The 15,811-nt window shown below is 37.6% G+C and carries 16 protein-coding genes; 3 read left to right on the forward strand and 13 right to left on the reverse strand.

Annotated features, from left to right (window positions below):
* Positions 1 to 91: 91 nt before the first annotated feature.
* The 4 genes from PI20285_RS08065 to PI20285_RS08080 form a co-directional block, all read right to left on the reverse strand.
* The gene (locus PI20285_RS08065; RefSeq protein ID WP_105782220.1) at positions 92 to 739 is read right to left on the reverse strand and encodes a LysM peptidoglycan-binding domain-containing protein; all 648 of its coding nucleotides are present in this window, start codon (positions 737 to 739) and stop codon (positions 92 to 94) included.
* Positions 740 to 1,089: 350 nt separating this feature from the next.
* Positions 1,090 to 1,737 (reverse strand): LysM peptidoglycan-binding domain-containing protein, encoded by a 648-nt coding sequence (locus tag PI20285_RS08070; protein WP_105782220.1) that lies wholly within the window; start codon positions 1,735 to 1,737, stop codon positions 1,090 to 1,092.
* Between the two features lie 452 nt (positions 1,738 to 2,189).
* On the reverse strand, positions 2,190 to 3,074 hold the full coding sequence (locus tag PI20285_RS08075) for an IS3 family transposase (RefSeq protein WP_105782154.1): 885 nt from the start codon (positions 3,072 to 3,074) through the stop codon (positions 2,190 to 2,192).
* Positions 3,059 to 3,316 carry a transposase gene (locus tag PI20285_RS08080; protein WP_063698079.1) on the reverse strand — a complete coding sequence of 86 codons (258 nt, stop codon included), beginning with the start codon at positions 3,314 to 3,316 and terminating at the stop codon, positions 3,059 to 3,061. Before PI20285_RS08080 ends, PI20285_RS08075 begins: the two co-directional genes overlap by 16 nt.
* A 189-nt stretch (positions 3,317 to 3,505) precedes the next feature.
* On the opposite strand from PI20285_RS08080, the gene PI20285_RS08085 reads away from it, so the two are divergent.
* The 3 genes from PI20285_RS08085 to PI20285_RS08095 all read left to right on the forward strand — a co-directional run bounded on the left by PI20285_RS08085 (position 3,506) and on the right by PI20285_RS08095 (position 5,204).
* Positions 3,506 to 4,048, forward strand: coding sequence for a sigma-70 family RNA polymerase sigma factor (locus tag PI20285_RS08085; protein WP_057775472.1), 543 nt, complete (start codon positions 3,506 to 3,508; stop codon positions 4,046 to 4,048).
* A 76-nt stretch (positions 4,049 to 4,124) separates the two neighbouring features.
* Positions 4,125 to 4,529: a MarR family winged helix-turn-helix transcriptional regulator gene (locus tag PI20285_RS08090; protein ID WP_158694988.1), complete on the forward strand. Its 405-nt coding sequence runs from the start codon at positions 4,125 to 4,127 to the stop codon at positions 4,527 to 4,529.
* A 393-nt stretch (positions 4,530 to 4,922) separates the two neighbouring features.
* Entirely contained in the window at positions 4,923 to 5,204 is a 282-nt protein-coding gene (locus PI20285_RS08095) for a MarR family winged helix-turn-helix transcriptional regulator (RefSeq protein WP_057775475.1), read from the forward strand.
* A gap of 106 nt (positions 5,205 to 5,310) precedes the next feature.
* Here PI20285_RS08095 and PI20285_RS08100 read toward each other — a convergent pair whose 3' ends face one another.
* From PI20285_RS08100 to PI20285_RS08140, 9 genes are all read right to left on the reverse strand, one after another.
* Positions 5,311 to 5,544: a helix-turn-helix domain-containing protein gene (locus tag PI20285_RS08100; RefSeq protein ID WP_057775477.1), complete on the reverse strand. Its 234-nt coding sequence runs from the start codon at positions 5,542 to 5,544 to the stop codon at positions 5,311 to 5,313.
* A 29-nt stretch (positions 5,545 to 5,573) separates the two neighbouring features.
* Positions 5,574 to 6,203 carry an HAD family hydrolase gene (locus PI20285_RS08105; protein ID WP_057775479.1) on the reverse strand — a complete coding sequence of 210 codons (630 nt, stop codon included), beginning with the start codon at positions 6,201 to 6,203 and terminating at the stop codon, positions 5,574 to 5,576.
* A gap of 207 nt (positions 6,204 to 6,410) precedes the next feature.
* The gene (locus tag PI20285_RS08110) at positions 6,411 to 8,996 is read right to left on the reverse strand and encodes a YhgE/Pip domain-containing protein (protein ID WP_057775480.1); all 2,586 of its coding nucleotides are present in this window, start codon (positions 8,994 to 8,996) and stop codon (positions 6,411 to 6,413) included.
* A gap of 155 nt (positions 8,997 to 9,151) precedes the next feature.
* A complete protein-coding gene (locus PI20285_RS08115) occupies positions 9,152 to 10,036 on the reverse strand; it encodes an IS3 family transposase (protein ID WP_105782191.1) in 885 nt (294 codons plus the stop codon).
* Complete coding sequence (locus PI20285_RS08120) at positions 10,021 to 10,278, reverse strand: transposase (protein ID WP_017866964.1); 258 nt, start codon at positions 10,276 to 10,278, stop codon at positions 10,021 to 10,023. Before PI20285_RS08120 ends, PI20285_RS08115 begins: the two co-directional genes overlap by 16 nt.
* Positions 10,279 to 10,297: 19 nt before the next feature.
* Entirely contained in the window at positions 10,298 to 10,858 is a 561-nt protein-coding gene (locus PI20285_RS08125; RefSeq protein ID WP_105782222.1) for a YhgE/Pip family protein, read from the reverse strand.
* A gap of 332 nt (positions 10,859 to 11,190) precedes the next feature.
* The gene (locus PI20285_RS08130) at positions 11,191 to 11,907 is read right to left on the reverse strand and encodes a gamma-glutamyl-gamma-aminobutyrate hydrolase family protein (RefSeq protein WP_057774831.1); all 717 of its coding nucleotides are present in this window, start codon (positions 11,905 to 11,907) and stop codon (positions 11,191 to 11,193) included.
* Between the two features lie 183 nt (positions 11,908 to 12,090).
* On the reverse strand, positions 12,091 to 13,746 hold the full coding sequence (locus PI20285_RS08135; protein WP_057774828.1) for a peptide ABC transporter substrate-binding protein: 1,656 nt from the start codon (positions 13,744 to 13,746) through the stop codon (positions 12,091 to 12,093).
* 420 nt (positions 13,747 to 14,166) lie between these two features.
* Complete coding sequence (locus tag PI20285_RS08140) at positions 14,167 to 15,618, reverse strand: glycoside hydrolase family 1 protein (protein WP_057774825.1); 1,452 nt, start codon at positions 15,616 to 15,618, stop codon at positions 14,167 to 14,169.
* Positions 15,619 to 15,811: the final 193 nt, after the last annotated feature.

Here is a 15,811-nt window from a genome sequence, read left to right on the forward strand (position 1 = left end):
TGCTTTACTTTTAACTCTTGATCCAACAAAAAAAACAGCCTCAAAATTTCAATTAAAGAAATCTTGAAGCTGTTCGACATTCAGTTTTAGATTAAAGGGCCCAAGCAGCCATGCCTTGTGCTTTGTACAAGCTAACAGCAGCATTTACTTGTTGTTCAACGGAACCACTACTAATGTGCATGTTTTGGAATAAACCATAAGCACCACTAGTACTGTTACGAACAGTTGGTTGCCAATTTGATTCACGTGTAATGATCATGTTCCAAGTAGAAGAAGAAACACCGGTTCTTGATTCCATTTGGCTTAAAACGTATTCCTTCATGTTGCTACCAGTATAACTAGTGGAACTTGATGAAGTTGTAGAGGTCTTAGAACTTGATGTGTTTGAGCTCTGCTTGTTTGTTGATGAACTTGCAGTTGATTTTGTTGCTGTGACGCTCTTAACTGCAGGTGTTGATTTAACTTCATTCTTTGTTGCAACCTTAACTTCACCATCGCTCTTAAGCAACAATTTTTGGCCAACATAGATCAAGTTAACGTTCTTGATTTTGTTGTTTGTTGCTAATGCTGAATAATCACTACTCTTGTTTAAGTCGTAAGCAATTTGTGAGAGTGTGTCACCAGATTTAACTGTGTAAACTGAATCAGCACTTGCTGCTGCAGTTACTAAAGTTGAACCCAAGGTTACAGTTGATAATAATGCTACGGAAAATTTTGTAATTTTGCTTCTTAATGTCATGTATAAGCTCCTCGTTTGTTTGTAAGTTTTTGTTTGCTATTTAATTTATGTGCTTATACTACCCTCTATTTTTTACAAACATATTTCAAGGAGATATCGATTTAGGGTATTTCTGAAATGTTTTGTAACTAGCAGGGCCGAAACCAGCCACGGATCCCATGGTTATCGATTTAGTAAAATGACAAAAATGATTTAAAAATAACAAAAAAACTCGATTTTTTTCGAATTCTCCTATTTATCATCACTTTAATTGTATTTTTGCTTTACTTTTAACTCTTGATCCAACAAAAAAAACAGCCTCAAAATTTCAATTAAAGAAATCTTGAAGCTGTTCGACATTCAGTTTTAGATTAAAGGGCCCAAGCAGCCATGCCTTGTGCTTTGTACAAGCTAACAGCAGCATTTACTTGTTGTTCAACGGAACCACTACTAATGTGCATGTTTTGGAATAAACCATAAGCACCACTAGTACTGTTACGAACAGTTGGTTGCCAATTTGATTCACGTGTAATGATCATGTTCCAAGTAGAAGAAGAAACACCGGTTCTTGATTCCATTTGGCTTAAAACGTATTCCTTCATGTTGCTACCAGTATAACTAGTGGAACTTGATGAAGTTGTAGAGGTCTTAGAACTTGATGTGTTTGAGCTCTGCTTGTTTGTTGATGAACTTGCAGTTGATTTTGTTGCTGTGACGCTCTTAACTGCAGGTGTTGATTTAACTTCATTCTTTGTTGCAACCTTAACTTCACCATCGCTCTTAAGCAACAATTTTTGGCCAACATAGATCAAGTTAACGTTCTTGATTTTGTTGTTTGTTGCTAATGCTGAATAATCACTACTCTTGTTTAAGTCGTAAGCAATTTGTGAGAGTGTGTCACCAGATTTAACTGTGTAAACTGAATCAGCACTTGCTGCTGCAGTTACTAAAGTTGAACCCAAGGTTACAGTTGATAATAATGCTACGGAAAATTTTGTAATTTTGCTTCTTAATGTCATGTATAGACTCCTCGTTTGTGTGTAAGTTTTTTGGTTGTTTAATTTATGTGTTTAATACTACCTTCCGTTTTTTACAAACATATTTCAGAGAGATATCGATTTTACCCGTTTTTGAAACATTCTGTAATTCAACCAAAATAGAAAGCGTTGCAACCTTCATGAACATTAAACCTATAGAATCATAAAATTACATCAAAAATAGCAAAAAACTGGGAATTATTGGAAATTTCCCAGCTTTTTGCCTGTAAATATCGTATTTTGAGTTCAAATAATTTTTCCTAGCGCCGATTTACCAATAGATGAAAAGAATTTTATAACCCGAATTTTTATCTTTCTACTATAGTATATCCATCAACCTACATGGATATTTAAAAATATTCGCCTTTAATTTACATCGTTTTTACTATAAAGCATGGATCTGAGTCAAGAATCCGGACACGTTTATGTATAATTTAAGCGACTAATTCTTCCTTTTCATTCGGGGTTAAATAATCAATGGCACTATGAATCCGATCATTGTTGTAAAAGCTCTCAATGTAGCTAAATAAAGCCACATTTGCTTCATCAAAATTTTGGTAATGGGTCTGATAAACTTCCTCTTTTTTTAAGCTGGCATGGAATGACTCCAGAACTGAATTGTCATATGGACAACCGCGCTTGCTATAAGAGTGCTGGATATGGCGTTGTCGTAGAAGTTCTTCAAAGGTGGTGCTGCGGTATTGACTGCCTAAATCGGTATGAATGATCAACTGGTCTGTTACTTTTCTGGTTTCAAAAGCTTGTTTTAAAGTGTCGAGCACTAGATCGGCAGTCATGTGACGACTCAACTTGTGGGCAATGATTTTACGTGAATACAGATCCTGGATGCTTGATAAATAACACCAGCCATCAGCTTTGGTGTGAACGTAAGTGATATCGGCACACCATTTTTGATTTGGTGCTGTCGTGCTAAAATCCTGAGCGAGCAGGTTCGGATAATTCGCTTCGTCGATATTATTTGCTTGTTGGTAATGCCACTTCTTTAGGGTGATCGATTTAAGTTCCATTTGGCGCATTAAACGCTGAACTAACTTGATGCTTGCGGCTAGTCCCTCTTTTTTCAATTCCTTTAAAATCTTAGGAGCGCCATAGACCCGACGGTGATTATAATAAATGCGCTTGATCGCTTGGCAGAGCGTCTTTCGATGTTCTGCTTGTGGTGAGATATAATGATTCTGTTGATCATAATACGTGGAACGAGGGACTTGTAGTACCTGACAGATCTCCTTAATGCGATGTTGCTTTAGATTTGGTTTGATTGCGGCTTGCCAATCTTCCGAGCTTACTTTTTGGCGAATATGGTTAAGGCTTTTTTTAAGATATCATTCTCACTTTCAAGCCGATTAAGACGCTTCTGTAGCGCTAAAATATCAGCTTTCGAGGCACCAGTTTCTTTGTCCTCTTTGTATAAATTGATCCATTTGTAAATAGTGACATTTGCAATACCATATTCATTTGTAAGCTCAACTACCGAGGTGCCATCCTGGTAGAGTTTAACGATCATTTTTTTGAAATCAACTGAGTATTTCTGTTTAGACATCAGAACACGATCCTTCCTATAATGGCATTATACTAAATCGTGTCCATAGATTCATACTACATCCAGCATTCTCAAATAAATTTTACCTGGTCGCTAAGCACTTTCTATCGTTTTAAACTAATTAATTTTTTTATATTCTAATTAATGACCAAGGGCCCTTGGATCTTAGCTTACAAGGAGATTCAAGAATTGGAAAAACAAACGATTCAAGCAGGTTTTAATTTTTTATTGCAAGACGACAACGAAAAAATTATATTTGGAGCGGCCAAACGGTTACACATTTCACCTGTCCAAACCAATTACGATGATTTTATTCAAGAAGGCTATTTAGCCTTCGTTCAGGCATACGCCCGTTACCCTTCTTTAGTTGCCGATGATCCCCAAAAGTTTCGCGTATTTGCTTATCAGGCCGTTTATTGGCGTTTACTAGACTTAATTCGGCAGACTTCTCGAGTAGCAGAAAAAATTCAATTTGATCAAGAAACTTTAGATGCACAACCACAATCATCAGGTGATTTAGCTTTTGACGCCATTTATACCGATCAACTATTTCAAGAACTCTACCAATGCTGCACACTTGCTGAACAAAATTTCTTAAAAGATTGCTATGTCCTGCATCTTAAAAATAATGAAATAGCGGCCAAACATCACGTTTCGCGCCAGTGTGTTTCTAACTTACGGCGTAGTGTAGGTAATAAAGCGCTAGCTCAAATATCAAAAAATAGCCACTAATTCATTTAACAATGTTAATATATATAGTGATTAGAATAATTCATGTCGTAACAATCTGCGACATAAAGGAGGAATCATGATGGCTACTGTCCATCCCGACTATGAAGTGATTTCAAAAGTATATGCAATGATTCAAAATATAGATAATGACTTACAAATTAAATTTGCCGTTAGTTTTGAACAATTTCGTATTTTGCACTTTATTTCCAGCATCCAACCAAAGGAAACGACTGTAAGCATTCTCGCAAAAGAATTTCGCTCAAATACTTCTGCCACTTCTCGAAAAGTAAGTGCTCTTTACAAACAAAATTTAATTAAAGACCATGTTTCCGGAGATGATCGTCGAACGCATTGGATAACGCTGACTCCCAAAGGAATCTCCACAATTAATGAACTAAAGGAATTCGTTGATGATTATCTACCAGAGATCGAAAAACAGATAATCGCAACCCTTTCAAAAAATATGACAGATTTAATATAACAGTTTTAGTTATCACGCTTTGACTGGCATTGTTGTAAAAATACAACGTGCCAGTCTATTTTTATGGGTATTTTTTGTAAATTTGCCTTGCCATTATTAACTTTTTTTCTGTTTAACAGTTATAACTTTTAAAAACTATGAATATTTCTTACTAATTAAGCCTTTCTGGGGTTGCCAAAAAACATATAGTTGTGTTTCAATTACATTAACGGCCTTGAATATTATTAGACAATAACTTTTTTACCGTGCAATCATTATAAAGGAAGAGGAAATATGATGTTGAAGTCAAACCCAATGGAATTTGCCAATTTTTCCAAAATGTATCGTTTGTTTCTACAAACTGATAGTCATTTAAAATCTACATACTCAATTAGCTTTGAACAGTATTGAATCATGGCCTACATCTTATCTCTTAAGCAACAAGAAGCCACCGTTAGCGAAGTTGGCAATCATTTCGGATCCAGTTCACCTGCTATTTCTCGCAAAATCCGGGTTTTATTTAATTTACACTATATTGTTGATCATGCAGATTCACATGATCGCCGAGTCCATTGGTTGAATCTAACTCCTGAAGGTAAGGAACTAACTTCAACGGTTGCCGATTTCTTAGTCGAAAAAATTCCAGACATTGAAACTCAAGTTGAAGAGTTATCAAAGACTGATTTAAATCATTAGTACAAAAATAAAAAACCAGCAAACAAGGTGAAATTTCTTTTACCTGTTTGCTGGTTTTTATGTATTATTTGATTTTATTAAATTTAGTTGGCGACTTCAGACGTTATCAGTCCACAATCTTCAATGTAATTTTTCCGCCTGCACGGCCCACGATTTCATCTAACGTTTTAAACGAAACGTTTGCCCGACCACTTTCCATTCTGGCAATCTGGGATTGGCGTTTCCCGGCCTTTTCTGCTAATTGGGTCTGTGTGTAACCTTTACGAAGTCGGAACTCCACTAACTCTTTTGCAACTTGAATCTTAATCTCATCTTCCTTAGTCATCTCTTGTTTGATCATCAATACTTCCTCCATCTCATATTATGCATTTACTTCTTTTTTAAAACTTTTAAAACCTCTAACGGTGATTCAAAAATATATTCTGCATCTTTAAAATTGGCACCTGGAATTGATCCCCACTTTGCATTTCCAAAATCAATCCCAGCTGCATGTGCTGCTTGCATATCATAGGGTGCATCCCCAATGTACAAAAACTGGCTTTTAGAAATTCCGGGGAACTTACGCATCCCAGCCAAGATTGGATCGGGATTAGGCTTATGTTTCTCGGTATCCTCCGCAACAACTACTTTATCACTCTGGTTGGCAAATTTATATTGTGCAACTTGTGTCTTCCAACCATACCGTGTTTTAGAAGTCACCATGCCAATTTCCACATGTTGTTTTTTCAACTCCGCAAAAAGTGTATCTATTCCGAGAAATTCTTGGACTAGCTCTTGATGTTTCAAAAATTCCTCGCCATAATCACGGACCGTCTGTTCTGGATCAGGGGAGCCTAAGGTTTTAAAAATCTCTACTGCTGATAAGCCCATTAATTTGCGGGTTTTCTCTTCTGTCACCGGAATCGCCAAACGCTCAAAAATTGGTTTTACCGTGGCCCAGACAGCCAAATCTGTTCTCAGCAAGGTATTATCGACATCAAATAAAACAACTTGGTACATCTCTTCAACTCCCCCTCTTTTTTAATGAAACAAACAATGCATTATATCATAAGAAAACGGTTCCCCTCAATGCCCCATTTAAATTTTTGCTTTTCCAATTTATATTTCCACTTATTCAAATCCAAAATACGCAATTTTGCCCACTTTTTACAAAAAAATAAGCCGGAAAATTCCGACTTACTTTTAAAATAAATTAATTATCTGAAATTAATCTTTAACATTTTTCAAACCGAGCTTTTGCCTATGTGTGACAAAATAATAAATTCCGCCAATCACAATTGGATATAACAGAACAATGACACTTTGAAGGACCATGCCATTACCGACTCCATTAATTGCATAATTAAATGCGCTCATTGCATGGGTTGCTGGTAACAACTCGGAAATTGCATGGTAAAGTGTGGTCAACATTGACGTTGGTAGAAGAACACCTGCCAATTGAACTAACATCAATACTAATGAGAATAAGATCCCAGGAGCACCGAATAATAAATCAATGAAGACACACAGAGTTGTGAAACTGACGGCCGTAATTGCAGCAGCTACCACTAACCCGATTGGATGGACAACTGAAATCCCATCAATTCCGACAAATGCTAACACTCCGACAACTTGTAACAAGGTCAATAGGAGAAGCATATTATTCGAAAGTCCAAAGCCACTGTGACGATGCCCTTTCCGACGAGCATATTGACCCAACTGATTTAAGATAGCTGCGATAAACAGAACCATCGCAATTACCAATGGTGCGAAGATATTTTTGACAGAACCTACAGATTCCAAAGTTTCGTTTTGACTTACTGGATTCACAAAATGATTAACATTTTGGGGATCTGCATTAACGTTTTTAACTTGGTCGGCACCATCTGCCAACTTAGAATTTAACAAACTAATTCCTGAACTAGCAGTTTTCAGACCATCTTGAACTTGGTCAGATCCGGCTGCCAATTGATCAGCGCCAGATTTACCTTGTTTAGCGCCGGATTCCAATTGGTCAGCACCACTAGTCAGTTGAGAACTAGCATTGGTAAGCTTTGTGCCACCTGCTACCAATTTATTAGCACCTGTCGATAATTGGTTAACACCGCTAATTAGGGTTGGTACTTGGCCATTCAAGGTTTGAAGACCAGTACTTAATTGTTGTGAACCAGAATTCAATTTAGAAGAATTTGAATTCAAAGTCGTCAGCCCACTCGTCAATTGACTAGAACCGGATTTAAGTTGACTAACACCGCTAACCAAACTAGGAACTTGACTATTCAAGCTTGATAACCCGGTTGTCACTTGTCCAGAGCCACTCGTTAATTGTGTGACACCTGATGTTAAACTTGGCACCTGACTATTCAAACTACTTAATCCTGTTTGAACTTGAGAAGCACCTGACGTCAGGCTATCGTTGCTTGCAGCTAATTCAGAAGCCCCATCACTGACTGAACCAACACCTGCTGTGTACTTTGATACGCCCGTTGTATAAGTTGTTACACCCGCAACTAAGGAATTTTCGCCGTTCACTTGATCATTTAGTTGTGCAATTCCAGCAGTGAGTTCCTTGAAATCATCCAAGTTAGCGCTCAGTGTTGGTAATTGTTTCTCAAGTGATTGTAACGTTTGAACTGTACTATCACTCATTAATGGTGAAGACAATAATTCGTTAGCCTGGCTCACAACGCTGCTTAAACTGGAAAGAGCCTCTGTCGTGTTGCTGTCGACGTTAACTTTATCCAAAGTAGTCGCCAAACTATTAATCTTATCCTTGGCACCACTTAATGCCTTTAAACTCGTTCCTGTTGCAGCTACTTCTTTTGCGGAAGCTGCTGCATTTGTGGCACTACCTGAAGCCTGACTCTTAGCTTCCGTTAATTTAGCCTGATCGGCCGTGCTCAAATTTGAGGAATCAATATCACTTAATAATGTAGCAACCTTTTGACTTTGAGTTGCTGAAGTTTGAGCTTTCGTTGCCGCGTCAGTCAATGCAGTTGTTGCACTATCAAGACTAGCAAACGAGGTATTTATATCTGCTAAACTACTTTTTGCATCACTTAATTCAGTTAAAACATCACTTAAACCTGACAACTGCTTTAATACTGGTGCCAAAGCTTGCAGTTTTGTTTGTAATTCTTGAGCACTCTGAATTGTTGCCGGTGCATCCTTCAAGGTTTCCATTGCAGCTGTACCAGTTGCTAACAATTGTTGCATATCTGCAATCTTAGTATTAGCCTCAGTTGCTGCCGTATTTAATTGCGATACCCCTTGAGAAAGGTCAGTGGCACTTGACAATAAGTTTGTCGAACCATTATTTAACTCGCTAGAACTACCATTTAAAGTGCTTAATCCGCCATTCAAGGTGGTTACCCCAGTTGTATATTTATTGATTCCAGCAGATAAACTAGTTGATCCGGTGCTTAATTGATCAACACCAGTAGCTAATGCCCCAGTTTTAACGGATAAGGTCTTTAACCCATTAGTCACTTTGGTAGAACCGTCAAATAATTGGGTGACCCCAAGTGGTAAGGCAGCAGTTTTACTCGAAAGCTGTGCCAAACCTGTACTAAGTTGACTAGCACCAGCTTGAGTTTTAGAAACGCCGGCTGTATAACTATGCACGCCGTTATTGAGCGTTTTGCTTCCTGTGGTTAACTGCTGCACACCTGAAGCGAGTGGCGCTGTTTTTGACTTCATTTCACTCAAGCCCATTGCCAACGTTTTATTTCCAGAAGCCAATGTATCCACACCAGTTGCATAAGTATTAATTCCATCGCTCAACTGTTTGGTACCATCTTCAAACGTTACCATGCTTGTGGCTAACACATGCAAGTTACGATCAACTTTGGCATTACCATCTTTAAGTTGAACAATTCCGTTTTTTAACTTTTTAACTCCCCCAGAGCCACTTTTAATTCCGGATCCTTGGATTTAGGTCAAGAATCTGGACACATTTTATGTATAATTTAAGCGACTAATTTTTCCTTTTCATTTGGAGTTAAATAATCAATGCTACTGTGAATTCGAGCACTGTTATAAAAGCTCTCAATGTAGCTGAATATTGCAGCATTTGCTTCTTCAAAATCCTGATAATGGTGTTGGTAAACCTCTTCTTTTTTCAAACTGGCGTGAAATGATTCCAAACATGAATTGTCATAGGGACAGCCACGCTTGCTATAAGAATGGCGAATATGGTGTTGCGCTAAGATCTGTTCAAAGCCAGCACTGCGGTACTGGCTACCCAGATCGGTATGCACAATTAAGTTATTAGTCGTCTTTCTAGTTTCAAAGGCTTGTTGAAAAGTGCTGATCACAAGATCAGCAGTCATATGACGGCTGATTTTATGGGCAATGATTTTACGTGAATATAAATCCTGAATGCTTGATAAATAACACCAGCCATTGGCTTTGGTGTGAATATAAGTTATGTCTGCACACCACTTTTGATTTGGACTGGTTGTACGAAAATCTTGCGCGAGTATATTTGAATAATCAGTCGCATCAATATCATTAGTTTGTTGATAATGCCACTTCTTGCGCGTGATTGATTTTAACCCCATTTGGCGCATTAATCGTTGAACTAGCTTAATACTGGCAGTCTTACCTTCTTTTTGTAACGCTTTTAGAATTTTAGGTGCCCCGTAGATACGTCTAGAATTAAAGTAAATGCGTTTAATCGACTGGCTAAGTGTCTTACGACGCTTGGCTTGTGGCGATACATGATTCTGCTGATGTTCATAGTAAGTTGAGCGTGGAACTGAGAGTACTTTACAGGTTTCTTTGATACTATGGTGCTTCAAATTAATATCAACGGCTGTCTGCCAGTCATCTGGGTTTACTTTTTGGCGAATATGGTTAAGGCTTTTTTTAAGATGTCATTCTCACTTTCTAGCTGTTTCAAACGTTTTTGCAACGCTAAAACATCTGATTTGGAAATTCCACTTCCTTTGTCTTCTTTATATAGATTAATCCATTTGTAAATAGTTACATTTGATACACCATATTCGTCTGTAAGATCAGCTACCGGGGCGCCATCCTGGTACAGCTTGACAATCATTTTTCTAAAATCTACTGAGTACTTTTTCTTGGTCATAAAAACACAATCCTTCCTATTATGGAATTATACTAAATCGTGTCCATGATTTCATACTACCTTCACCTAACTGATTAATCGAACTTAGAAGTGTCTTATCATAAGACTTCTGAATGCTTGAAACAACTTCCGTTTTTACCGAAGAAGCTACCTGTTCGTTAATAAGTTCTGAAACATAACTATTATGCTTCGACAACTTAATCTTTAAATTACTAGACTTAGGATTTTCATCTAAAGCAGTTGTAATATTTTTGGAAAAATCTTTCGGAATTGTAATCGTCATCAGATAACTACCATTCTTCATTTCCGCTTTTGCTTTTTTAGCAGAAACAAAATGCCATTTAACTTGTGTATTATGGCTCAAATTTTGAATCACTTGTTTACCAGCATCAACCTTTGTATCCTGAAATTCAGCCGATTTGTCATTATTCACTACCGCCACGTTCGTATTAGTGGTGTGTTCTTCTTGCGAAGTATTGATATATCTAAAAATCACACCAGTCAATAAGATTGGAATTAATAGTGCCAAGATCAAAAAACTCCATCGCTTGGTTCGCGGATTCCAGTTCTTAAAAATCATGTCTTTACCATCTCCTGTTTTATTTCGCGCAGTTAACTTACTTACCAAAGTAAAACTTTAATATTTGTTTAAGCTCAGGTCAAAAGACGGTAAATTTATTTGATACTGGTTATTTATTCAAAAAAATAGTCCAAAGCCTAATAGATAAGGCCTTGAACTAGTTTACGTAATATTTCTAATTTTTTGATTAAAATGCTTCAAACACCTGATATTCAGGCAATTACATTATTTTTAGTTAAAAAGTGACAAAGTATTGAATCTGAAACATCATATTTTGTGAAACGAATTCGCTATCAACCTACATCCCACAAGTACTATGCTCAGTTAGACATTTAAAAGAAAGTCATATATTTTTGAAAAATGGCAACCATTTCTGGCTTATCCAACATCATTTCTGGATGCCATTGAATCCCCAAAAGCGGTCGGCCAGGATCACTTGGTGCCACAGCCTCCACCACGCCATCTTCCGCAAATGCCAACGGTTTTAACGCACTTGCTAAAGTATGAACCATTTGATGGTGCAAGGAATTCACAAGAAGATGCTTTCCTAAAATATCTTGTAACTCAGGTTTGACGGAAACCTCGTGCGTAGCAACATTGCCCAACTTTTCTGGTGCTTGATCATGTTCGACTATCACCGATCGGGTTAGCAGTGATTGATCTTGATAAAGTGTCCCACCAAGGGCAACGTTGATAAGTTGCATCCCACGACAGATTCCTAGGATTGGTTTGTGACTATCCCACGCAAGCTTAAATAACGCCAATTCAAACTCGTCTCGTTTTAAAGAAGTTGTTTTTAATAACGGATCGGGTTCTTCTCCGTACAAGGTGGGTGTCACATCCTGACCACCGGGTAAAAATAACCCATCAATGTTTTCAAAATAATCTTTCGCCGTTTCTACCGACTGAATCGGAATAACCACCGGTAATCCCCCAGCCTTAGTGATGGCATCAATATTTCCTTGAAACGTGTATGTTGCGTGGTTGTGATAAAAAATTGTTGAATCTCCGGTAAACATATTACCAACAATACCGATTCTGGGTTTCATGAGTTAGGCCTCCACTTTTTTGATGTTCTTAACAGTTTCTACTCTTTTTTCTGCCAGGCAGCAGGACAACTCCACAAGTCAGAGGCAAAAAAATAAGTAGGGCTCACAGCGGGATGCGATCCCGCCTCCGCCCTACTTATTTTTTTACCTCTTAACGACTTGTTCCGTTCACTTTTTCGTTCACTACTTTTCTATATAAGCCGTCTTATAATTCCATTGTGTTCCAGCCGTATTGTGGATAACGCCCTTCAACTTTGGATTTACCAAGAAGGAATAATTGGTTTGATACAGCGGTGCAATCGCTGCCTGCTTTACGACCAACTGGTCCGCCTTAATCATATCTTCCCAACGCTTATTCTTATCATTAGCATCTTTATTCTGGGCGTTTTTAACTAACTGATCGTACTCGCTATTACTCCATTTTCCGTAATTGTAACCACTATTTGATTGCAATACTTGCAAATGAGAAATTGGGTCTGTGAAATCGGCTCCCCATCCGGAAACATAAATATCAAAGTCTCCCTTGGCTGCTCGTGAATACGCAACCTTTGATGGAATGTTTTCCAAATTAACTTTCATGCCTGATAATTCTTTTTGTAATTGAACTTGGAAATATTCTGAAATGTTTTTATCATCAGCATCATTTGTCGACATCAACGTGACGTCTAACGTTTTTTCACCAATTTCCTTCATTCCTTGTTTCCAGAGCTTCTTAGCTTTAGCACTATTATAATTAACAGTGTCTTTTACGTAAGCTTCATCAGCGAAATCTTTGCCAGTCTTAGGATCTTTCCCTAAATCTGTAGGCACAAAACCCTTTGGTGTTGTTGAAGCATCACCGATAACCTTATTAATTAATTGCTTGCGATCGACCGCCAAAGAAATAGCCTGACGAATATGTTTATTATTCATTGCCTTGCGGACTTTCGCATTTGAAGACTTGAAATTGAACGCTAAGAAACGCGTAATACTATATGGCACTGTTTGATAATCAGAATTACTCTTAAAGTTCTTAATCTGAGCACTTGAAAGCTGTGCCATATCTAACTTTTTCGATTGATATAAACTTACAACCGTTGAAGGATTTTCATTAACTGAATAATTAATCTTACTCAACTTAACTTTGCTCTTGTCCCAATACTGATTATTTTTCACAAATGACCAATGATCGTTAGTTCCTGACCAACCAGTCATCTTAAATGGACCGGTATAAACCATATATTTAGAAGTTGTGGCATATTTGCTACCATACTTATCAACAACTTTTTTGCTAACTGGTGAGAATAGTGGATAAGTCATCAATGCTTTGAAATAAGCAATTGGTTCATCCAAATGAACCACAAAAGTTTGACTATCTGGTGCTGAAACTCCTAATTTAGAAGGGCTTAATTTCCCTGAGTTAATTTTATCAGCATTTTGAATTCCGGAGAATAAGTATGCATATTGCGATTTTGTGTTTGGATTCAGTGTTCGTTGCCACGAATAAACAAAATCTTTAGCCGTTATTTTTTGACCGTTACTAAATTTCGCATTTTTTCGAATCTTGAAAGTCCAAGTTTTGCCATCTTTCGAAACTTTTCCGGAAGACGCTAAGCCGGCAATAGGTGTTCCGTTCTTACCTAAGCGATACAAGCTTTCAAAAACGTTTCCTGTTTGACCGTATCCGGTAGCTTTCGCAATATCGATTGTATCTAGCGGTGCGTCCGCCGATAAGTTAAGTACTTGATCTGATGCCAAGGATCCGGAACCCGAGTTATCAGAACTATGATTGCCACAGCCAGCAAGCACCAATACAAGTCCGGCAGCTAATGTGGTTGAAATTATCCATCTTTTCTTCATTATAATAAGTCTCCCCTGATTTTAAATTTTCTATGTGTTGGAATTAGTGACGCGGATTTCATCTAACTTTGTTTTTTTATTTAAACACGGACAGCCTGGTGACATTCGGCATCACTTCCTTATAAAGTTATTTTCTATAACAAACAAAAAACCGACTAACTGCGTATGCAATTAGTCGGTTCACATTTTTAACCTATTTCGAGTATTTCTAGGCAAATGTTAGCGAAAGATAATTACGGTTTGCAGCTACGCAAATAATCATGTTGTTTTCTTGGCAACATGGCATACAACATTTAGTTTGCATTTCTGTCTTCATCATAATTATCTTCCTTTCTTCTGTTTGTTAATTCAATACTTAGAATATCCAATTACTTATTGTAAGTCAAGCAAAAACCTAATTTCAAGCAAACTTTTTGATAACTAATCTAAATCTTCACCATTACTTTCGATAACTTTTTTATACCAATAGAAACTCTTCTTTGGTGTTCGTGCGTAATCACCTGTTTGATCATCATGCCGATTAACGTAAATAAAGCCGTAGCGTTTCGACATTTGCCCGGTACTTGCCGAGGCCAAATCAATACATCCCCATGGTGTGTAACCAATTAAATCTACGCCGTCATCGATTGCTTCTTTCATCGCAACTACATGACCTCGCAAATAGTCAATTCGATAATCATCATTAATCGAACCATCTTTTTCAACTTTATCGTAAGCACCCAACCCATTTTCAACAATCATCAATGGCAATTGGTAGCGTTGATAAACTTGATTCAAGTAAATCCGCAAACCTTCAGGGTCCATACTCCAGCCCCAATCACTATATTTCAAGTAAGGATTTTTAGTTCCAGATGACATATTACCATTAACTTTTTCTTGTTTTTCAGGATGAATTGTCACAGCCCCTGATGAGTAATAACTGAAACTGTAAAAATCAACCGTCCCGTTCTTTAAAGTTTCTGCATCACTTGGATCCATATCTAACTTAATATCATGTTCACGCCAATACTTCTTGGCAAATGCTGGGTAGGCCCCCCGTACGTGCACATCGCCACAGTAGAAATTGTTCATTTCCATTTGCTGTTGAGCCATTAAAACATCTTTTGGATCTGCCGTCAGTGGATAGACTTCTGAACCGGCAATCATACAACCTACTTTATTTTCTGGATTAATTTCATGAGCCAATTGGACGGCTTTTGCGCTCGCCACCAGTTGGTTGTGGACAGCTTGGTACGCATTTTGAACCATATCATGAGAGACGGGCGCAAAAATTGAATCGCCGTCCTTGACTGGCACACCAGCCTGAATATAACCACCGCCAAACATTAATGCGGTATTAATTTCGTTAAACGTCAACCAAAGATGAACCTCATCTTTATAAGATTCAAAAAGAACTCGACAGTAATTTTCAAAGAAATCAATGACTTTACGATTTAAAAAGCCGCCGTATGCTTCAGTCAAATGATAAGGGACTTCGTAATGCGAAATGGTAACTAACGGTTCAATTCCATATTTATGACATTCTTGAAAAACTTTATGGTAAAAATCAATTCCAGCTTGATTAGGCTTCTCATCATCCCCATTAGGAAAAATTCGGGTCCAGTTAATTGATAGCCGGTAAACTTTATACCCCATGTCAGCGAGTAATTTAATGTCTTCTTTATAATGATGATAAAAGTCACTTGCCGTGTGAGAAGGATAATAAGCTCCCTCTTCCACCTTTGCAGTAAAGTGCCGTGGCTTTTCTAGCGTGCCACCTGTTAATAGATCTTGGACACTAACTCCTTTGCCATCAACATCCCAGGCACCTTCAATTTGGTTGGCTGCAGTTGCGCCACCCCACAAGAAATTCTTCGGAAATTTTTCTGTCATTACTTTTCCTCTTTTCTCTTTGATAGTAATTTAATACTTAGTATCAGTTTAACCGTTTTCAGAAAGCGCTGTCAAATGTTAATTCAAGACTTATTTTTCTGAGGTTTATTCCCTTTCATCTACATGTTTATTTAGTCAATTTAGTTTCTTTTGTGATACGATATGAACAGACAGAACCCAAAATACAGAATAC

It is taken from the genome of Pediococcus inopinatus, from assembly GCF_002982135.1.
Taxonomy (GTDB): Bacteria; Bacillota; Bacilli; order Lactobacillales; family Lactobacillaceae; genus Pediococcus; species Pediococcus inopinatus.